The 18,746-nt window shown below is 44.3% G+C and carries 19 protein-coding genes; 10 read left to right on the forward strand and 9 right to left on the reverse strand.

Going from position 1 to position 18,746, the window contains the following annotated elements; genetic code table 11:
* A complete protein-coding gene (secF, locus tag V1U08_RS14125; RefSeq protein ID WP_330470848.1) occupies positions 1–903 on the forward strand; it encodes a protein translocase subunit SecF in 903 nt (300 codons plus the stop codon).
* Between the two features lie 148 nt (positions 904–1,051).
* Here secF and V1U08_RS14130 read toward each other — a convergent pair whose 3' ends face one another.
* Entirely contained in the window at positions 1,052–1,672 is a 621-nt protein-coding gene (locus tag V1U08_RS14130) for a LysE family translocator (protein WP_024372999.1), read from the reverse strand.
* A gap of 725 nt (positions 1,673–2,397) precedes the next feature.
* On the opposite strand from V1U08_RS14130, the gene V1U08_RS14135 reads away from it, so the two are divergent.
* The 4 genes from V1U08_RS14135 (at position 2,398) to phaC (ending at position 6,587) form a co-directional block, all read left to right on the forward strand.
* Positions 2,398–3,138 (forward strand): SDR family oxidoreductase, encoded by a 741-nt coding sequence (locus V1U08_RS14135; RefSeq protein WP_014233785.1) that lies wholly within the window; start codon positions 2,398–2,400, stop codon positions 3,136–3,138.
* A gap of 11 nt (positions 3,139–3,149) precedes the next feature.
* The gene (locus V1U08_RS14140; RefSeq protein ID WP_330470849.1) at positions 3,150–4,358 is read left to right on the forward strand and encodes an acetyl-CoA C-acetyltransferase; all 1,209 of its coding nucleotides are present in this window, start codon (positions 3,150–3,152) and stop codon (positions 4,356–4,358) included.
* Positions 4,359–4,403: 45 nt separating this feature from the next.
* Positions 4,404–4,751 (forward strand): phasin family protein, encoded by a 348-nt coding sequence (locus V1U08_RS14145; protein WP_014233787.1) that lies wholly within the window; start codon positions 4,404–4,406, stop codon positions 4,749–4,751.
* 66 nt (positions 4,752–4,817) lie between these two features.
* Positions 4,818–6,587, forward strand: coding sequence for a class I poly(R)-hydroxyalkanoic acid synthase (gene phaC / locus V1U08_RS14150; RefSeq protein ID WP_014233788.1), 1,770 nt, complete (start codon positions 4,818–4,820; stop codon positions 6,585–6,587).
* Positions 6,588–6,781: 194 nt separating this feature from the next.
* Here phaC and V1U08_RS14155 read toward each other — a convergent pair whose 3' ends face one another.
* From V1U08_RS14155 to napF, 6 genes are all read right to left on the reverse strand, one after another.
* Positions 6,782–6,916: a TIGR02808 family protein gene (locus tag V1U08_RS14155; protein ID WP_014233789.1), complete on the reverse strand. Its 135-nt coding sequence runs from the start codon at positions 6,914–6,916 to the stop codon at positions 6,782–6,784.
* 12 nt (positions 6,917–6,928) lie between these two features.
* Positions 6,929–7,507, reverse strand: coding sequence for a NapC/NirT family cytochrome c (locus tag V1U08_RS14160; RefSeq protein WP_014233790.1), 579 nt, complete (start codon positions 7,505–7,507; stop codon positions 6,929–6,931).
* Positions 7,508–7,535: 28 nt separating this feature from the next.
* The gene (locus V1U08_RS14165) at positions 7,536–7,991 is read right to left on the reverse strand and encodes a nitrate reductase cytochrome c-type subunit (protein ID WP_014233791.1); all 456 of its coding nucleotides are present in this window, start codon (positions 7,989–7,991) and stop codon (positions 7,536–7,538) included.
* A 79-nt stretch (positions 7,992–8,070) separates the two neighbouring features.
* On the reverse strand, positions 8,071–10,560 hold the full coding sequence (gene napA, locus V1U08_RS14170; RefSeq protein WP_014233792.1) for a periplasmic nitrate reductase subunit alpha: 2,490 nt from the start codon (positions 10,558–10,560) through the stop codon (positions 8,071–8,073).
* Positions 10,557–10,865: a chaperone NapD gene (locus tag V1U08_RS14175; protein WP_014233793.1), complete on the reverse strand. Its 309-nt coding sequence runs from the start codon at positions 10,863–10,865 to the stop codon at positions 10,557–10,559. The genes napA and V1U08_RS14175 overlap by 4 nt, the downstream gene beginning before the upstream one ends.
* A 37-nt stretch (positions 10,866–10,902) precedes the next feature.
* Positions 10,903–11,388 (reverse strand): ferredoxin-type protein NapF, encoded by a 486-nt coding sequence (napF, locus tag V1U08_RS14180; RefSeq protein WP_014233794.1) that lies wholly within the window; start codon positions 11,386–11,388, stop codon positions 10,903–10,905.
* A gap of 261 nt (positions 11,389–11,649) precedes the next feature.
* On the opposite strand from napF, the gene narQ reads away from it, so the two are divergent.
* Together narQ and V1U08_RS14190 are read left to right on the forward strand one after the other, a co-directional pair.
* On the forward strand, positions 11,650–13,386 hold the full coding sequence (gene narQ, locus V1U08_RS14185) for a nitrate/nitrite two-component system sensor histidine kinase NarQ (protein ID WP_243977774.1): 1,737 nt from the start codon (positions 11,650–11,652) through the stop codon (positions 13,384–13,386).
* 4 nt (positions 13,387–13,390) lie between these two features.
* Positions 13,391–14,005, forward strand: coding sequence for a response regulator (locus V1U08_RS14190; RefSeq protein WP_020334165.1), 615 nt, complete (start codon positions 13,391–13,393; stop codon positions 14,003–14,005).
* A 47-nt stretch (positions 14,006–14,052) separates the two neighbouring features.
* Here V1U08_RS14190 and V1U08_RS14195 read toward each other — a convergent pair whose 3' ends face one another.
* On the reverse strand, positions 14,053–14,226 hold the full coding sequence (locus tag V1U08_RS14195; protein WP_014233797.1) for a hypothetical protein: 174 nt from the start codon (positions 14,224–14,226) through the stop codon (positions 14,053–14,055).
* 258 nt (positions 14,227–14,484) lie between these two features.
* Between V1U08_RS14195 and V1U08_RS14200 the strand changes: the two genes are divergently transcribed.
* Positions 14,485–15,348, forward strand: coding sequence for a DUF6279 family lipoprotein (locus V1U08_RS14200; RefSeq protein WP_330470850.1), 864 nt, complete (start codon positions 14,485–14,487; stop codon positions 15,346–15,348).
* 103 nt (positions 15,349–15,451) lie between these two features.
* On the forward strand, positions 15,452–16,684 hold the full coding sequence (gene pepT / locus V1U08_RS14205; RefSeq protein ID WP_330470851.1) for a peptidase T: 1,233 nt from the start codon (positions 15,452–15,454) through the stop codon (positions 16,682–16,684).
* A gap of 79 nt (positions 16,685–16,763) precedes the next feature.
* Here the strand turns inward: pepT and V1U08_RS14210 are convergent, their stop codons facing one another.
* Entirely contained in the window at positions 16,764–17,228 is a 465-nt protein-coding gene (locus V1U08_RS14210) for a dCMP deaminase family protein (protein ID WP_014233800.1), read from the reverse strand.
* Between the two features lie 385 nt (positions 17,229–17,613).
* Here V1U08_RS14210 and vmeY point away from each other — a divergent pair, with 385 nt between their 5' ends.
* The gene (gene vmeY / locus V1U08_RS14215) at positions 17,614–18,741 is read left to right on the forward strand and encodes a multidrug efflux RND transporter periplasmic adaptor subunit VmeY (RefSeq protein ID WP_330470852.1); all 1,128 of its coding nucleotides are present in this window, start codon (positions 17,614–17,616) and stop codon (positions 18,739–18,741) included.
* Positions 18,742–18,746 lie beyond the last annotated feature (5 nt).

An 18,746-nucleotide genomic window follows, 5' to 3' on the forward strand; every position in this document is an offset into this window, starting at 1 on the left:
ATGGTCAAAATATTACAGCAGCATATTCGTAAAATTCGCTACTTTACTACCTTAGTTTCACTAATTTTGACTGTGATTGCGCTAGCCGCGTTGGGAATGAAAGGGTTAAACCTGGGCCTCGATTTTACCGGCGGGATGGTGACAGAAGTTAAAATAGACAAGCAGTTAACCAATCAAGATTTGCTCAGTGCATTACAGCCTGAATTGGGTGAATCGACATCTGTGACACGTTCAGGCGAAGAAGGTCGCTGGGTTATCCGTTATTCAGCGCCAGAACAAGGCCAAAAGCTACCAAGTGTTGCGGATGTATTAAAACCGATTTCGCATCAGGTCGATGTGGTCAGTAACAGTATCGTTGGGGCACAAGTTGGTCAGGATCTGTTTGAGCAAGGTGGTCTCGCGCTGCTCGTTTCGGTCTTAACCATCTTGGCTTACTTATGTTTTCGCTTTGAATGGCGTTTAGCCAGCGGATCATTATTCGCCCTCGCACACGATGTGGTGCTTGTATTAGGTTTCTTTGCGATTACTCAGATGGAATTTAACCTCACCGTTTTTGCCGCAATTTTGGCGATTCTTGGTTACTCTCTGAATGACTCGATCATCATCGCTGACCGAATTCGAGAGCTGCTCATCGCTAAGCAGAGCTGGAAAACAGAAGAGATCAATGGTCAAGCTGTCATTGCGACATTTTCTCGTACCATGGTGACATCCGGAACCACATTAATCACAGTCGGGGCATTGTGGATCATGGGCGGAGCTGCGTTGGCCGGATTTTCTACTGCCATGTTTATTGGTGTTCTATCTGGCACTTGGTCGTCTATTTCAATTGGTACCGTTTTACCAGAGCGATTGAAATTGGAGCCAAAACATTATTTACCAGTAGAGATTGACACTGCGCCTTAATGCATATTTGTGTTTATAGCTAAGAGAAAAACGCCACTCGTTCTGAAGTGGCGTTTTTTATTTCATGGGAATGGAAATACTATTGTGGGAGACAGAGAAACTATTTGGGAACGCTATTAGAGCGCTATCAGAAGTTAGTGCTTTGCCATTAACTCATTAATAGCCAAACTCCAACACCCATCATCAAAGTGCCAGCAACGCGATTCATAAGACGTACATTTTTTGAATGACCTAATACACGCTTTAAGCCTTTTCCTCCCGTTGCATAAAGCGACATGCAAATGAATTCAAACATCAGAATAATGGAAATTAGAACGGCCAATTGAGGCGCAAGTGCAGCATTCTGATCAATAAATGGTGGGAGTAGAGAAATCATAAAAGCCCAGCCTTTTGGGTTCGCAATCGCAGTTACGAAACCTTGAATGACTAAATTCCAGTTGCCCTGAGGCAAGGCGGATTCTGTCTCTAGATTGATTGCTAGTTTGCCTCGGGAGCGCCACATTTCAATGCCTAGGTAAAGCAAATAGGCACCGCCGATAAATTTAAGGACGATAAACAACCACGGATAATTAAGCATAATTGCCGCTATGCCCAGCACTGCTGAGATCGAAACAAGGGCAACCCCTGCGAGCTCACCCATCATCATCCACAATGCGCGGCGATACCCGACACTCATTCCTAACGTGAGTGCAAGTGTCATACACATCCCTGGCGTAATAGAGACGAAAAAGAAGGTAGGGATGAACATACTAAGCAATGTCATATTCATAGGTGGTATCGATTAGCTAATTAAAGGACGACTCACAAAGATAGTGCAAAGTCGTTACAGATGCTACTACTAACTTTTAATCACTTTTATATTTATATTATTGAACTTAATTAATTATATTAAAGTAAAATACATCAATGTTTAATCAGCGCGTCATATTAGTGCGCTTGCACCAGCTCGGAGCGAAGGTTTTAATTTGATTGTTATAGTTATAAATTAATTATTAGTAATAGTTCTCTTTTACAGTTCATATTCCACGTTTAATTACGAAACCAAAGGTGCCGTTTTAAACGTGTTAAACGTTTACATTAATATAATCAATAATTAATTTTGAACTAATACTCTATTTTTTTGTTTATAAAACTCTTGGTAAATATTAAATATGATCTTATTTCACTAAATGGTGTAATTTGTTCTTGTTTTTGTAAATTATTGATTTTTATGGTTTTTTGTGGTTTTCGTTTGAGTTTGCCTACGATTTAATTTCATTTTAAAACAATGACTTATATTTAATTGCTAATTATTTAACAATTATTTAACCTTTCATTGTTTGTGAGATCTAAATCAATAATACGAAAATAGACTATAGTATTATTTGAAATGTAATACTTATGGATTAAATTAAAATAAAAGGCGTTAAAGGATTTCTGCCGAATAAATTATTAAACAATTAGATTTTGTAATTAGTAGTTTGATTTATTTTCCGATAAAGAATGGAGTCGTCAATGAATAAAGTCGCTTTGATCACTGGGTCAAAAGGCGGAATTGGTTCCGCAATTTCCTCTCAACTCGTCAACGATGGCTATCGTGTCATCGCTACTTACAACACTGGCAACTATGAGTGTGCGTTGGAGTGGTTTAACAGCAAAGGGTTTACCAAAGATCAGGTTCGCCTTTTAGAGTTAGATGTTACCGACACTGCTCAGTGTGCAGAAACGCTAGCCCTTTTGCTTCAAGAAGAGGGGACGCTTGATGTTGTTGTCAACAACGCAGGTATCACTCGTGATGGCGTCTTTAAGAAGATGACCGCAGAAGCTTGGAACGATGTAATCAATACCAACCTGAATAGCTTGTTCAACGTTACTCAACCAATTTTCGCAGCAATGTGTGAAAAAGGTAGCGGGCGCATCATCAATATCTCGTCGGTTAACGGTCTGAAAGGGCAGTTTGGCCAAGCAAATTACTCGGCTGCGAAAGCAGGCATGATCGGCTTCTCTAAGGCGTTGGCTTTTGAAGGCGCACGTTCAGGCGTTACCGTTAATGTGATTGCCCCAGGGTACACAGGGACACCAATGGTAGAGCAAATGAAGCCAGAAGTGTTGGAATCGATTACTAATCAAATTCCAATGAAGCGTTTAGCGACACCAGAAGAAATTGCAGCATCTGTTAGCTTCTTAGTGAGTGATGCAGGCGCATACATCACCGGCGAAACACTGTCGGTGAACGGCGGCCTTTACATGCACTAAGGATAGAGATGATGGAAAAAGTTTATATCGTAGCAGCAAAGCGTACACCTATTGGCGCATTTGGTGGAAGTTTAAAAAATACTTCAGCAGGCAATCTGGCAGCAGTCGCTATTAAAGGGGCGCTTGAAGCTGCAAATCTCGGAAGCGACAAGATTGATGAAGTGATTGTTGGTAACGTCGTTAGTGCTGGCCAAGGGATGGGCGTTGGTCGCCAAGCGGCAATATTTGCGGGTGTTCCGGAGTCTGTACCAGCGTATGGCGTCAACATGGTTTGTGGTAGTGGCATGAAAACCGTGATGGATGCGGTTTCTCACATTCGCAGCGGTGATGCTCAAGTGGTTGTTGCTGCAGGCGTTGAGGTGATGTCTCAAATCCCGTTCATCGTTCCTAGTAGCGTCCGCGATGGGAATAAAATGGGCAACATGGAACTGAAAGATCTGTTGATCACCGATGGCCTAACGGACATTTACAATCAGTACCACATGGGTGTGACTGCGGAAAATGTGGCAAAGGAAGTGGGCATTAGCCGCGAGCAGCAAGACGCGTATGCTTTAGCCAGCCAACAGAAAGCGGTTGCCGCGATTGAAGCAGGAAAATTCAAAGATGAAATCGTACCGGTTGAAGTAACTCAGCGCCGTGAAACGATTATTTTCGATACAGATGAATACCCTAAGGCAAACGCGACACTTGAAGGCTTGAGCAAGCTTCGCCCGGCCTTTGACCGTGAAGGTACAGTCACAGCGGGTAACGCATCAGGTATCAACGATGGTGCGAGTGCGATCATCGTGGCATCAGAAAGCGCGGTTCAAGCTCATGGTTTGACACCTCTGGCTGAGGTTGTCAGTTATGCGCAGTCAGGTATCGATCCAAAGATCATGGGGCTAGGGCCAGTCGAGTCAGTGAATAAAGCGCTCAAGAAAGCAGAGCTTAATATTCAGGATATTGATGTATACGAGCTGAATGAAGCCTTTGCCGCTCAGGCTCTTGGGGTGATTCATCAGTTGGCGGAAACAAACCAAGTTCCAGTCAGTTCGATTCAAGATAAAGCAAACTTTAATGGCGGTGCGATTGCATTAGGTCACCCACTTGGTGCCTCTGGCAACCGAATTCTGGTCACTTTAGTTCACGAACTTCATAAGCAGGACGCCCAATACGGTGTAGCTTCACTGTGTGTGGGTGGCGGTATGGGGACAGCTGTCATTCTAAAAGCAATTAAGTAATTTTTTTAAACGGACATTTATATTCATTTATCTAGGAGATACACCATGTACACTGATTTTTTCAAAACATTCAGCGATCAAACAGAAAAAACGCTAGAACCTTACTTGAAGTTTAACAAGCTTGTGACTAAAAACGTTGAAGTACTAACTGAGCTTCAACTTAACGCGATGCGCACGTACAGTGAAATGGGTATTACGCAAATGAAAGCAGCGTCAGAAATCAAAGACGTGACTTCTTTGACTGCGTTCAATAGCCAGCAGCTAAGCGTACTGACTAAGCTTTCTCAACAAATGATGGATGACAGCAACAAGCTGCAAGCTATCGCAAAAGAATTCAAAGAAGACGTTGAGAAAATGACTTCGGAAAATCTTAAGACTGTTACTCCAGCGTAATTTGTCCGATTCTCGCCGCCCCTAGATTTGGGCGGCGTTGTTTTTTCCGAATATAGGAGTAAGACTATGTTTCAACACTTCTTTTCGGACTATCTTGTAAAGCTTCAGGAAACCAATCAACAATGGTGGCATGATTTCGAAGTCAACAAGGCAGTCGTGAATTCTCCTTTGAACAAGGCTATGCAAGAAGTGAACTTTGAGGACACTGCCAAACTGTTTGAACAAGCTGCCAATCAACCTGCTGCTATTCTTAAGCTGCAAGCTGAATGGTGGGAGCAACAACTGCAAATCTGGCAGAACGTTGTTCTGGCAGGCAACAAGACGCAAACAATAGAAGCAGAAAGGGGAGATAAGCGTTTCTCTCATGAGGATTGGCAAAATGAGGCGATGTATAGCTTCATCAAGCAATCTTACCTTTTGTTCAGTAAAACGTACTTGGACACCATCGAGTCATTAGAAGGCTTAGATGAGAAGGCAAAAGAGCGAATTATTTTCTTTTCCCGTCAAGCCATCAATGCCCTCTCCCCATCTAACTTCATTGCGACCAATCCAGAGCTTTTAAAACTGACACTTGAACAAAACGGTCAAAACTTATTAGTAGGTTTAGAGCAGTTTAAGGAAGACGTTGAGTCGAGCGCGGATATTTTAAAAATCCGTATGACCAACAACAATGCTTTCCGTGTTGGTGAAGACGTCGCCACCACGGCAGGTGATGTGGTTTTCAAAAATGAACTGTTTGAGCTGATCCAATACCGTCCGGTGACGGAAAAGGTGAATGCAACGCCATTGCTGATCGTACCGCCGTTCATTAACAAGTACTACATTCTTGATCTCACCGAGAAGAACTCGATGGTTCGCTGGTTGCTGGAGCAAGGACACACTGTATTTATGATGTCCTGGCGTAATCCCGGTAAAGAGCAAGCGAACGTTGAGTTTGGCGATTATGTTACTGAAGGTGTGGTAAAAGCTGTCGCAGCGATTGAAGACATTACTGGTCAAGAGCAAGTCAATGCCGTTGGTTACTGTATCGGCGGGACCGTTCTTGCAAGTACTGTTGCCTACTATGCGGCGAAGCGCATGAAGAAACGCATTAAATCCGCGACCTTCTTTACGACGCTTCTCGACTTTTCTCAGCCGGGAGAAGTGGGGGCCTACATTAATGATGTCATCATCAGTGCGATAGAAGCACAGAACAACGCGAAAGGTTACATGGATGGCCGTTCTTTAAGTGTGACATTCAGTTTGTTGCGTGAGAACAGCTTGTACTGGAACTACTACGTGGACAATTACTTGAAAGGCAATAGTCCGGTAGATTTCGACTTGTTGTACTGGAACAGCGATAGTACCAACGTGAGTGCTGCCGCGCATAACTTCCTGCTTCGAGAGCTCTATTTGGAAAACAAACTGATACAAGATAAAGGCGTGAAAATCGGCGGCGTTTGGATGGATCTGAATAAGATTAAAATCCCAAGCTACTTTGTATCAACCAAAGAAGACCATATCGCACTATGGCAAGGCACGTACCGTGGCGCTCTGAACACGGGTGGTAACAAGACGTTTGTACTAGGTGAATCTGGGCACATAGCAGGTATTGTCAATCCACCGTCTAAGGGCAAGTACGGCTATTGGTTGAACGATACGCTAGAAGACTCTGCCGAGGAATGGCTAAGCAGTGCTGAACGTAAAGATGGGTCCTGGTGGACGCATTGGAACGAATGGCTACTTCAGTTCAATCCAGAAGAGCAGGTTGAACCATTCCCTGTAGGCTCTGAAAACAATCCTGTGATTGATGAAGCGCCGGGAACCTACGTTAAACAGGTATTGCCTGTGAAATGACCTTAAATGGTTATGTTTCCTTCCGCATTATTATTTTGGCGATACTCTTGGCGGCCCTCGTGGTCGCTTTTTTTTATCTGATCCGGCGTAAAATAAAACAGCGCTGAGATTATCCCAGCGCTGTTTAACGATTGATGCATGAACAAGTTTGGAACATGGTTGCTTTCGCGTATCCATGCATTGCGTTGTTTGGATTACAGGTTCTTGTCTTTACCCAGCGACAACACCCATAGAGAAACGGCAGCTACGCCAACAAAGCCAGACAAGATGATTACTGGCATTGCGCTGTATCCTAGGATGTGCCAAATCACAGATTCTAGTGTACTCATGGTCAGTTCTCCTTATTGCCAGCCTTCTACGCCGTGCATATCAGGTAATTTGTGTGCGATACCTTTATGACAATCTACACAGGTTTTATCGCCTGAAGCCAACGCTGTAGAGTGTTGCGCAGAAGCACGAGAGCCTTGTTGTGAATAGTCCATATAGTCGAACTCGTGGCAGTTACGGCATTCTAAAGAGTCGTTTTTCTTCATACGAGCCCATTCACGTTCTGCCAAATGTCCACGACGTTCCTGGAATTTCTCTGGCGTATCGATAGTGCGCAAAACATAGTGAGCAAACAACTCTTTTGAAGCCTGAACTTTACGTACGATCTTATCTGTCCACTCATGCGGAACGTGACAGTCTGAACAAATCGCTCGTACCCCAGAGCGGTTTGAGTAGTGGATAGTCTCTTTGATCTCAGCAACAATTGGCGCGTGGCAACCAGAGCAGAACTCTTCGGTGTTGGTCGCTTCCATTCCCGTGTTAAATGCGCCCCAAAACAGCAGACCGCCAGCAAAACCGAGGAATAAAACCACACCAGCGGCAGCTTTGCTTGGGCTCTTCAGTCTATTCCAAAACGCTTTAAGTATTTTCATAAGTAACCTCTTAGCACTCGCGTTTCATTTACTGAAGCGAATCTACAGCTTGGAATTCGTTTTCCACTAATGGCTTCGCATCGGTTTGCGGAACGTGACACTGCAAACAGAAGAAGCGACGAGGAGAGACATCGGCAAGCACAGCGTCTTGACGGTTAACATAATGGGTTACGCTGATTTTTGTCGCGCCAGAGTCTTTCGCATTTTTCCAGCTATGGCAGGCAAGACATTTATTCGCGTTTAAAGACACCTCATAGTTACGAATACTATGTGGAATCAGCGGTGGCTGATAAACAAAGCTATCCTCAACGATTTGATCTTTTGGGAAGTCTTTAAACTCGTCAGCAGGGCGAGTATCTTCAAGTTGAGACATGCCACGCAAAGATTCTAGTCCACCAGTACCACCTGGGTTGTTTAACTCAGCTTGTGCAATGCCTGTCACCAAAGCACCTACAGATAAAAGTGCGACAAGTAATTTTTTCATCGTTTCTTCTCCGCCTTTAAGGCTTAAGTTCTTTTTTAGGCCGCCGCGTGGGCGGCCGTTTTATTCGATATCTGAAGGGTTAAGCAATCTTAGTGATTTTGACCGGGCACTTTTTGAAGTCTGTCTGTTTTGACAGTGGGTCAGTTGCATCAAGGATTAACTTGTTAATCAAAATACGAGCATCAAAGAACGGTACGAATACCAAACCTTGTGGAGGGCGGTTACGACCACGCGTTTCTACACGTGCACGTACTTCACCACGTTTATTGGCGATCAGTATTTCTTCGCCGCGACGAACATTACGTGCTTTCGCATCTTCAGGATGCATGTAGCACACCGCATCTGGAACCGCTTTGTAAAGCTCAGGAACACGGCGAGTCATGGTACCAGTGTGCCAGTGTTCAAGAACACGGCCTGTACATAACCATAAATCGTATTCGGAATCTGGCATTTCTGGTGGCGCTTCGTATGGCGCGGAGATGATCTTCGCTTTACCATCTGCGTTGCCATAAAAGTCCCAACCAGAGCCTGCTTTCGCGTATGGATCAGAGCCTTCTTTAAAGCGCCATTGCGTTTCTTTACCATCAACCACAGGCCAGCGTAAGCCGCGTACAGTGTGGTAAACATCGTAAGGTGCTAAGTCATGGCCATGACCGCGACCAAATGTTGCATATTCTTCGAACAGGCCTTTTTGAACGTAGTAGCCGAAGTGATGAGAATCGTCGTTTAGTTCACGTGCTTCTTCAACAGGGAACTTGTCGACCTGACCGTTTTTAAACAGCATGTCATACATGGTTTTACCACGGTATTCAGGTGCTTTTGCGAGTAACTCTTCTGGCCATACTTCTTCCATTTTGAAGCGTTTCGCGAACTCCATGACTTGCCATAGGTCCGATTTCGCTTCGCCTACCGTACCAACTTGTTGATACCAGGCTTGAGTACGGCGTTCTGCGTTACCGTAAGCGCCTTCTTTCTCAATCCACATTGCAGTAGGAAGTACCAAGTCGGCCGCTTGCGCTGTCGCGGTTGGGTATGGGTCTGACACCACAATGAAGTTTTCTGGGTTACGGTAACCAGGAAGACGCTCAGTGTTAATGTTCGGACCTGCCTGCATGTTGTTGTTACATTGAACCCAGTAACAGTTCAATACACCGTCATTTAGCATTCGGTCTTGAAGAACCGCGTGGAAGCCTGGTTTTGGAGGAATCGTACCTTCAGGCAGTTTCCAGATCTTCTCTGCGATTTCACGGTGTTTAGGGTTTGCTACCACCATGTCTGCTGGCAGACGGTGAGCAAAGGTACCCACTTCACGCGCAGTACCACAAGCTGATGGTTGACCAGTCAATGAGAACGGGCTGTTACCCGGAGTCGCGATTTTACCCGTTAGCAAGTGGATGTTGTAAACCAGGTTATTCATCCATACGCCGCGAGTATGCTGGTTCATACCCATGGTCCAAAGTGACATCACTTTTGTGTTTGGATCCGCGTATTGTTTCGCAAGCTCGATGAGTTTCTCTTGTTCTACACCAGAGATTTCCGACGCTTTCTCAACGGTGTACGGAGCAACAGACTTTTTGTACTCTTCAAAAGAGATAGCAGTCAGTTTGCCTGAGTTTGGATTTTTGGCGGCTTTTTGTAACGGGTCGTCATCACGTAAGCCGTAACCAATATCGGTGTCTGCTTGAGTGAAGTTGGTGTGCTTGTTAACGAAGTCCCAGTTTACCGCGTCATTTTCGATGATGTAGTTGGCGATGAAGTTAGCGATCGCAAGGTCAGACTGAGGATTGAAAATGTAGCCATGGTCCGCCAGCTCAAATGAACGGTGGTAGTAGGTAGAAAGGACATTGACTCGAACATGAGGGTGGCTCAGGCGACGGTCAGTAATACGTGTCCACAGTACAGGGTGCATTTCTGCCATGTTAGAACCCCAAAGAACGAATGCATCTGCGTTCTCGAAGTCGTCGTAACATCCCATCGGCTCATCAATACCAAAGGCGCGCATGAAGCCAACTACCGCAGAAGCCATACAGTGACGTGCGTTCGGGTCGATGTTATTTGAACGGAAGCCTGCTTTCATCATTTTTGCTGCAGCGTAGCCTTCCATTACGGTCCATTGACCAGAACCGAACATACCGACACTAGTTGGGCCTTTTTTCTCTAGCGATGCTTTCCACTTCTCAGCCATCGTATCGAAAGCGACATCCCAAGAAACTGGCGTAAACTCGCCATCTTTGTGGTATTTGCCATCTTTCATGCGCAGCAATGGCTGTGTCAGACGGTCTTGACCGTACATGATTTTAGACAGGAAATAGCCTTTGATGCAGTTCAGACCTTTGTTTACCGGCGCTTCTGGGTCACCTTGTGTAGCGACCACTTTGCCATTTTGCGTACCAACTAGAACAGAACAACCTGTACCACAAAAACGACAAGGCGCTTTGTCCCATGTGATTTTGCTCTGGTCAGAGCTGGCAATCAGGTTTGCGGCAGAGGCTGGTAATGTAATACCTGCTACAGCAGCAGCCGATGCAGCCGCGTTTGCTTTCACAAACGCACGTCTTGTCATTTTCATACTTCACCCTCAATTTGGGAATGTTGTGTTCCAGTGTCTTGGTTATCTGTTTGTTCAAGTTCAGTCTCAATTTGGTGGTAAACCAAGACGGTACTTAAGACATTCGGTAAATTATTAATCGCATCGATAGTATCGGTAATGAATCCCTGGTTTTCGGTCTCCAGCACCACAACGATTTTGCCTTCTGGACTGTCACCGTATATCTCGGCGTTTTCATACGCTTCGATCTGGGCCTTGATCTCATCCAGATGCTCAGGCAGTACGTGTACTACCAAACTTGAAATATGCACTTCATTTAGAGACATATCGTTCTCTCAGTTATTGCCTTTCTATGTGTACGGCTCAGGCTGTTATATTGCTCACATTGATGGATGAAGTTGGGCACACAGAGACACATGCGCCACATCCGTTACATTCATCAAGGTTTAAATTTGGTTGCGCTACTTTCCCAAGCTCCAATTTGAACTGAATCGCCATTGGGTCGCACATATCACCGCAGCTGCGGCATTCAACGTTTTGTTTTGCTAAACAGTTGTCATTTATTTGTGCTTTTGCCTGCCAAGGTTGCTCTGTTTCTGCTAAAAATAGTGGTTCGGGACAGGCATCTGCGCATTGATAGCAAAACGTACATTCATCAATGCTAAAGTCGACCGAAGGGAAGCCGCCGTCACTTTTAGTTATAATTTTAGTTTCGCAGACATCGATACACTTACCGCATCGAGTACAACCATCTGTAAACTGCTCAGGTTGTGCTAACCAAGGTAAGCGTACTGCATCATTGGTGTGCGTTTTTCTTGCAAAGAGTCTTCTTCTTGAAAGGTTTACCACTTAACCACCTCAATGCGGATGTTCATCTTAAAATTTGGTACTCAAATAAGCTTAGCCCACAATTTTCATTAATAAACTGTCATTAACGCTAACGAAATTGTAGTTTTTGACATATTCGTATAAATACCTCCAAGGGGTTAATTGGGGGGTAATATTGTTTTAGATCAATTAATTCTGTCGCGAGTGATCACATATTGAGGACGCTGAAGCGTCACGGGCTCACTGCATAAGCCAGTCGGACAATAAAGTAAGGAATTCAGATTGTTTAAAAATGTGAAAAAGTCAGTAACTGGGACGATTGCATCTGCAATGCTGATCATTCTGCTGTTATCGATTGCTACCACTGGATTCGCTATTTTCACGCTCGCGTCTAGCCTTAACGATGCTGAAGCGGTGAACGTTGCAGGGTCAATGCGCATGCAGAGTTATCGGTTGGCTAATGATATTCAAATCCAGTCGCTAGATTACTCTGATCATATTGAAACTTTTGAGCGTTCGATTTATTCACCTTCGATGAAAGCGTTGCAAAACTGGTCAGTACCTGAAGACATCACCCAAGACTATTACGGATTAATTGCTCGATGGCATGAACTCAAATTAGTTCTGAAGCGAGAGGATCCGAGCGACTATCAAATGTTGGTTGCGGGGTTCGTTGCGCAGATTGATGCGTTTGTGTTTAAGCTGCAAAGCTTTTCAGAACAAAAGTTGATTAACTTAGCGTGGGTCGGTGGTCTTGGTCTTGGCGGGATTCTGTGCGCAAGTGTCTTTGTTGTTCTCTTTGTCCGCCGCGAAGTGGTTAAACCGTTGCGATCTTTGGTTGTCGCGAGTGAGCGGATTAAAAACCGCACCTTTGATATTTCGCTTGAAGTTCAAAGCAATAATGAAATGGGCATACTAACACGTACTTTTAACCGTATGGCCACTGATCTTGGCAAACTCTACCGGGGGTTAGAAAAAGCGGTTGACGAAAAAACTCGTAAATTGCAGCAGGCAAACCAGTCTCTCGAAGTGCTTTATGATTCATCAAAAGAACTGACGGCTTCACGAATCGGCCAGGATAATTTTCAGGCTATTTTACAGCACCTTGCTAGTCTGGAAGGTATCAAGGCGGTTAAGCTCGAGATCGAGCAGGTGGGGGAGCCAAATTGGATTCTTGCCGAGGGGGAAGAGTGTTGCCATGACTGCGATGAAGCGTGCCACGCAGATCCGCTCGTACTTGATGGAGAGCACTTAGGGTACTTGTATTGGAAGGCAGGGCTGCCTTGTCCAAATGAAACGCTAATTGAAAACTTTGTGCAGATTCTTTCCCGAGCAGTTTATTACAATCGAGCTCAGCGACAAGCGGAACAAATATTGTTGATGGAAGAGCGGGCTACCATCGCGCGTGAACTGCATGACTCACTGGCTCAGGCTCTCTCTTACCTGAAAATTCAAGTCGCTTTGCTGAAGAGAAGCGTGAAAAATTTGCCGGATGAAAAGGCTATATCACAAGCGAATCAGGTGATTGCTGAGCTGGATACGGGGTTATCGGCTGCGTATACTCAGTTAAGAGAGCTACTCACAACCTTCCGCTTAACAATAAAGGAGGGGAGTTTTGGGCAGGCATTACAAGAAATGGTTGCTACATTAAATGAACAAACGGCGACTAAGATATCCTTAAACAACCGTCTTTCTTCAACAGAATTAGATGCGCATCAACAGGTGCACTTACTGCAATTGATCAGAGAAGCGACCCTGAACGCGATAAAGCATGCACAGGCGGATAATATTGTTATTCAGTGCCTCGATTATGACGGCAAGATCACTGTAACAATAGAAGATGACGGAGTAGGCTTTGATCATCAAGACCAAAAAATTAATCATTACGGTATGAGTATCATGCAAGAGCGAGCAACAAGACTGCATGCAGATCTTCATGTAGTCGCGTCGAAAAACAATGGTTGTACCGTAACACTAGAATTCCAACATAGTAAGGAAGTAAACATTGACAGCGTGTAAAGTAATGCTGGTGGATGACCATCCACTAATGCGACGTGGTATTCAACAACTATTAAGTTTCGAGCCAGAGTTTGAAGTTGTTGCAGAAGCGAGTAACGGTGCGGACGCTGTTGCTAAAGCGCATGAATTGGAACTGGATTTAGTGCTTCTTGACCTCAATATGAAGGGAATGTCTGGTTTGGATACGCTGAAAGCCTTGCGAGCTGACGGATGTGAAGCGCGCATTGTTATTTTAACGGTCTCGGATAGCCCGGCGGATATTGATGCGATTGTTCGCACCGGTGCCGATGGGTACTTGCTGAAAGATACTGAGCCAGATGAGCTAGTAGAGCTTTTGAAGCAGGCTCATAGTGGCGACAAAACATACAGTCAGGAAGTAGCAAAGTATCTTAGTGAGCGCGGCGAGCAAGAAGACGTATTTGATGCGTTAACCGAACGTGAAAGCCAAATACTCAAAGAAGTGGCGAAAGGGTTTCGAAACAAACAAATTGCAGACCGTCTATTCATCTCAGAGTCGACAGTCAAAGTGCATATGAAGAGTTTGCTCAAAAAACTAAAAGTCCCTTCTCGCACAGCGGCTACTGTTCTCTATTTAGAACGTTTTGGCGATAGCAAGTAGCAATAACAATGATCAAACCCGCCTCTATTATGCATAGAGGTGGATTTTCAATAATCTGGGCGAATAGAGTACAAGTCGCTAATATGCTTCCCACATCCTAAATAAAATTCATAAGCCGAGTCTTTGTTCTCGGCGTCAACCATCATGCGGAACATTCTTCCCTGTTCAAAATATAGAATTTCATATTCTACACAGTTATCAAGTTGCTCAACGGCAGCCATACTTAGCCTCCATAAACTATCCTAGAATTATTCAAGCAAATTATATGCCGTTTAGGGAGCGCTATTCGATTTGTTTTTTAGCCAACCAATACGCTCTAATTCACTTTTTTGCGGATAGTAGTGATCAAAAAGTTCTTTTCAAACTCTATATTCTATTAGGGTGACAACAAATATTTGTCACATCAAGGTAAGTTTGCCGCAATATTAAGTGATACCACTGATTATAGAGGGTAAACAAAAGAAAAGGGAATTCGGTAAGTGATTAAATTACATGACGTATCTAATAAAGTACTTCGCTACAGCCTTATATTGATTTCCATTTTTGTCCTGGCTGGTTGTACTAAAAAGTTTTTCTATAACAATTTAGATTGGTTTGTCCTCGAATATCTGGATGATTATGTCACGCTCAACCAAGAGCAAGAAAGTTTGCTAGAAGAGCGGTTGTTATTCTTAGCAGAGTGGCACAAGCAAGAAGAGCTGCCTCGTTATGTCGACCATTTAAAGGAAATGGAAACCATGACAGAGGAAGATATTACGTTAAATTACTTACAGCAAAGCCGAGAAAGATTCCGAGAGCATTATAACCGCATTATTAGTAAGGTCGCGCCCGAATTGTTCTCATTGAGCTTGTTATTAACGCCGCAGCAGCAACGTGAGTTTTTACTTAACGTACAAAAGGACTATAAGAAGAGAAACGCTAAATATGCGGATAAGACAGAAAAGGAAGTGAGAAAGATTGTTTTTGAAAATACGGAAGAGTGGGTGACAGAATGGATAGGAGAGCTAAATGATGATCAACAACGCTATGTGACGCAATTTTCTAATCAAGTTATTCTCAATAGCCCTTTATGGCGTAATTATCGAGCATCAATATATCAAGAGCTCGAATATATGTTCGACAATAAATCCAACAGTGTTATTTATCAGAAAGTGTTCATGCAATTAATGTTTGAGCCAGAAAGTTTTTATAGTGACCAACTATCTCAAAATATGGATCACAATCTCGCGCTGGTGGACGAACTCACCCTTTCGCTCTCTAAGTCCATGACGGAAAAGCAGTGGAACCATTTTCGCGGCGAGGTTGCTCAGTGGCGTGAGTTAGCACAGGAGCTTCTCGATTGAACGGTAGGATTAGCTCTGTTTTTAAATAGAAAATGATTCAAAGCAAGTTCTTATTCTACGTTGGGCGTAACATGCTAAGAAGCCTAGAGTAATGAGAATAATTATGAAGCATTTAGTTGAAAGATTTCTTCACTACGTCACGTTCAATACCAAATCAAACCCCAAAGTGACGACTTGTCCAAGTAGTCCGGGGCAGCTCGTTTTTGCACAACATTTACAACAGGAAATGATTAACCTCGGCTTAAGTGATGTTGTTTTAACGGACCATGGTTACCTTATGGCGAGGTTACCTTCTAATGTGAATTACGATGTGCCCGCTATCGGTTTTATCGCGCATATGGATACTGCGCCAGATGCGTCCGGTAAAAATGTTTCGCCTCAGTTTGTGGAAGACTATCAGGGGGGCGATATTGCGCTGGGGCTTGGTGACGAAGTGTTATCACCTGTTCAATACCCTGATTTGCATCAGCTTCATGGTCACAACCTAATCACGACCAATGGCAAGACCCTTTTGGGCGCAGATAATAAAGCAGGCATCGCGGAGATATTATCGGCCATTGCGATGCTGATTGAAAACCCTGATATTCCTCACGGCGATATTTGCATTGGATTCACGCCCGATGAAGAGATCGGTCGGGGCGCTGATAAATTCGATGTTGAAAAGTTTGGTGCACAATGGGCATACACCGTTGATGGTGGTCCTCAAGGTGAACTTGAATATGAGAACTTTAATGCAGCAACCGCTGACGTTGTTTTTCACGGAGTCAGCGTTCACCCCGGAACCGCAAAAGGAAAGATGGTCAACGCGATGAACCTGGCGGCCAAATTTCAGGTTCAGATGCCGGAAGACCAAACGCCCGAAACCACAGAAGGTTATGAAGGCTTCTACCACCTTAAATCAGGCAGCCTTGGCATTGCTCATAGTGAGCTGAGCTATATTATTCGTGATTTTGAGCGAGAAGGTTTAGAAAGTCGTAAAGCTTTTATGCGTCAGCTCGTCGATGAGATGAACGCCGGTCTGAAACATGGCTGTGTAGAAATCAAAATCACAGACAGTTACTACAACATGCGTGAGATGGTCGAGCCTTATCCGCATATTATCGACCTGGCAAAGCAAGCGATGGAAGCATGTGATGTTGAGCCTCTGATTAAACCAATACGAGGCGGAACCGATGGGGCTCGTTTGTCGTTTATGGGGCTACCCTGCCCAAATATCTTTACTGGCGGATTTAACTTTCATGGTATCCATGAATTCGTGTCAGTAGAAATGATGGAAAAATCGGTGTTGGTGATCGCCAAAATTGCAGAGCTGACGGCGAAGAAATACCAAGAGTGATAGTAACTGCCGCGAACAAATAGAAACAGCCCAGACGATATCTGGGCTGTTGTGTTTTTAGTGTTACTTTAAATGAAGGTTAACGAACGTCTGTTCCTTCAATTTCGATTTCTTCTAACGGCAGCCAGTCCACTTCTACGCCAGCTTGATCGAACATATCCTGACTCACCTGTATCTTATCTCCCCAGCGAGACAGAAAATCTTCTGATTGCTCTGGGCAATGTACGCGTGAGATGCCAGTCTGAATAATTTTTGCCGCGCAGTTAGGGCACGGAAAATGCGTGACCCAAATGTCACAGCCGTCTAAATCACGCTTAGAAAACAGAATAGCGTTTTCTTCTGCATGCAGTGTTTTTAAGTATTTAAGTTCTCGCTCATCGGTATCCACGCTGTCGGAAACCCCGTGTGGATAGCCGTTAAAGCCAACAGAAACGATACGGTTTTGCTTAGTAATTACTGCACCAACTTGTGTGGAGGGATCTTTACTCCAAGACGCCACCAATTCGGCCATTTGGTAAAAACGTTTCGCCCATTTAGAAATCATGTACATCCTCTCGATCGAAGGCTTTGAAATATCGAAATGATAACTCATTTTGTTGTAAAAAATAGTCAAAAAACGAGTGCTGACGCTTAATTGCTCACTTTTCATCGTTCTGTCAGGTAAGGGAGTCTGGTCGACAGGCTCTAGATGTTGGTGAAGGGGGAGAGAAAAGTAGTCATACACTGCGTTGATGTTTGATGGGTTTTCATACTTCAGGGTTAATAAAGATCATAAAAAAATTTCCATCGCATCACGTTAATTTTACTTGGTTTCATTTAATTACAATTAGAAACGATTTGCATAATTTATGTAGGAGAATTCGCACTCTACAGACGGTAAGGTTGAAGGGTTTTTTAATAATATCCTGTTCCATAAAAATGGTAAATACATGCAAAAGAAAACACTTGTCGCACTAATAGCGGCCACTACTATCCTTGCAGGATGCGGAGAAGTGAAAAATACCCAGGGAGGGAGTCAGGCTCCTCTCGTTGTGACACAGGATGTCATTGTTATCGACTATCAACCAAGCAAGTCGTATATCGGCCGAATTGAAGCGGTAGAAGATACCAATATTACCGCTCAAGTTTCAGGCTACCTGAAAGCGCGTCATTTTGATGAAGGGCAAATGGTAGAAAAAGGCCAATTGCTTTATACCATCGAGCCTTCTTCTTTTGAAGCTCAGGTAGCAAGTGCGAAAGCAGCATTGGCGCAGGCTAAAGCGGCACTTAAGAAAGCAGAACTTGATCACCAACGCGGGAAAAACTTGCTTCCTCGCGGCAGTATTTCTCAGTCAGAGTTTGACGCTCTGACCGCGGCGCTATTAGGTGCCAGAGCGGAACTTGAAGCAGCTAACGCCCAGTTGAAATTAGCGGAGGTTAACCTCTCTTATACCCAGATTCGTGCACCATTTAGCGGCCGTATAAGTGATACCAAAGTAAGTACTGGTGATTTGGTTTCTCCATCATCAGGGGTGTTGACCACATTAGTTAGCCTTGATCCCGTTCACACCTCATTCAGTGTTAGTGAGCGCGAACGTCTGGCGATGGGTATGGACAAAGTAAAAGGGGATGGCTCCGCGGAATCCAGTAATGTAGAAGTACAGCTAGAGCTGGAAAATGGAGAATTCTTTGAGCACTTGGGGCAACTCGATTTCTTGGGTAACCGCATTAATACCCAAACTGGCACGATTGCGATGCGAGCGATTGTCACCAACCCTGATCATAAGCTATTGCCGGGTCAGCACATCAAAGTGAACTTGCGCGATAAGAACACAAGAGATGTGATTGTCGTGCCACGTCGCGCGGTACAAACGGATCTGGAGGGAGACTTTGTAATGATCACCACCGAAGGTAATGTGGCTGAGCGACGTAACGTTGTGCTGGGGCCGCAAGTAGAGCAAGGGATCATTATTCGTGATGGTCTGGATCTAAACGATTCGGTGATCACACAGGGCTTACAGCGTGTTCGCAATGGCGTAGAAGTGAGTATTCAAACTCCGACTGAAGATAAGCAGTAGGGGGC

This window comes from Vibrio sp. YYF0003 (assembly GCF_036350715.1).
Taxonomy (GTDB): Bacteria; Pseudomonadota; Gammaproteobacteria; order Enterobacterales; family Vibrionaceae; genus Vibrio; species Vibrio natriegens.

Bases quoted from the DNA above. Each gene is read 5' to 3' on its own strand.
- secF (WP_330470848.1), top strand. From the start codon at position 1: ATGGTCAAAATATTACAGCAGCATATTCGTAAAATTCGCTACTTTACT.
- V1U08_RS14130 (WP_024372999.1), bottom strand. From the start codon at position 1,672: ATGAATATGACATTGCTTAGTATGTTCATCCCTACCTTCTTTTTCGTC.
- V1U08_RS14135 (WP_014233785.1), top strand. From the start codon at position 2,398: ATGAATAAAGTCGCTTTGATCACTGGGTCAAAAGGCGGAATTGGTTCC.
- V1U08_RS14140 (WP_330470849.1), top strand. From the start codon at position 3,150: ATGGAAAAAGTTTATATCGTAGCAGCAAAGCGTACACCTATTGGCGCA.
- V1U08_RS14145 (WP_014233787.1), top strand. From the start codon at position 4,404: ATGTACACTGATTTTTTCAAAACATTCAGCGATCAAACAGAAAAAACG.
- phaC (WP_014233788.1), top strand. From the start codon at position 4,818: ATGTTTCAACACTTCTTTTCGGACTATCTTGTAAAGCTTCAGGAAACC.
- V1U08_RS14155 (WP_014233789.1), bottom strand. From the start codon at position 6,916: ATGAGTACACTAGAATCTGTGATTTGGCACATCCTAGGATACAGCGCA.
- V1U08_RS14160 (WP_014233790.1), bottom strand. From the start codon at position 7,507: ATGAAAATACTTAAAGCGTTTTGGAATAGACTGAAGAGCCCAAGCAAA.
- V1U08_RS14165 (WP_014233791.1), bottom strand. From the start codon at position 7,991: ATGAAAAAATTACTTGTCGCACTTTTATCTGTAGGTGCTTTGGTGACA.
- napA (WP_014233792.1), bottom strand. From the start codon at position 10,560: ATGAAAATGACAAGACGTGCGTTTGTGAAAGCAAACGCGGCTGCATCG.
- V1U08_RS14175 (WP_014233793.1), bottom strand. From the start codon at position 10,865: ATGTCTCTAAATGAAGTGCATATTTCAAGTTTGGTAGTACACGTACTG.
- V1U08_RS14190 (WP_020334165.1), top strand. From the start codon at position 13,391: ATGCTGGTGGATGACCATCCACTAATGCGACGTGGTATTCAACAACTA.
- V1U08_RS14195 (WP_014233797.1), bottom strand. From the start codon at position 14,226: ATGGCTGCCGTTGAGCAACTTGATAACTGTGTAGAATATGAAATTCTA.
- pepT (WP_330470851.1), top strand. From the start codon at position 15,452: ATGAAGCATTTAGTTGAAAGATTTCTTCACTACGTCACGTTCAATACC.
- V1U08_RS14210 (WP_014233800.1), bottom strand. From the start codon at position 17,228: ATGATTTCTAAATGGGCGAAACGTTTTTACCAAATGGCCGAATTGGTG.
- vmeY (WP_330470852.1), top strand. From the start codon at position 17,614: ATGCAAAAGAAAACACTTGTCGCACTAATAGCGGCCACTACTATCCTT.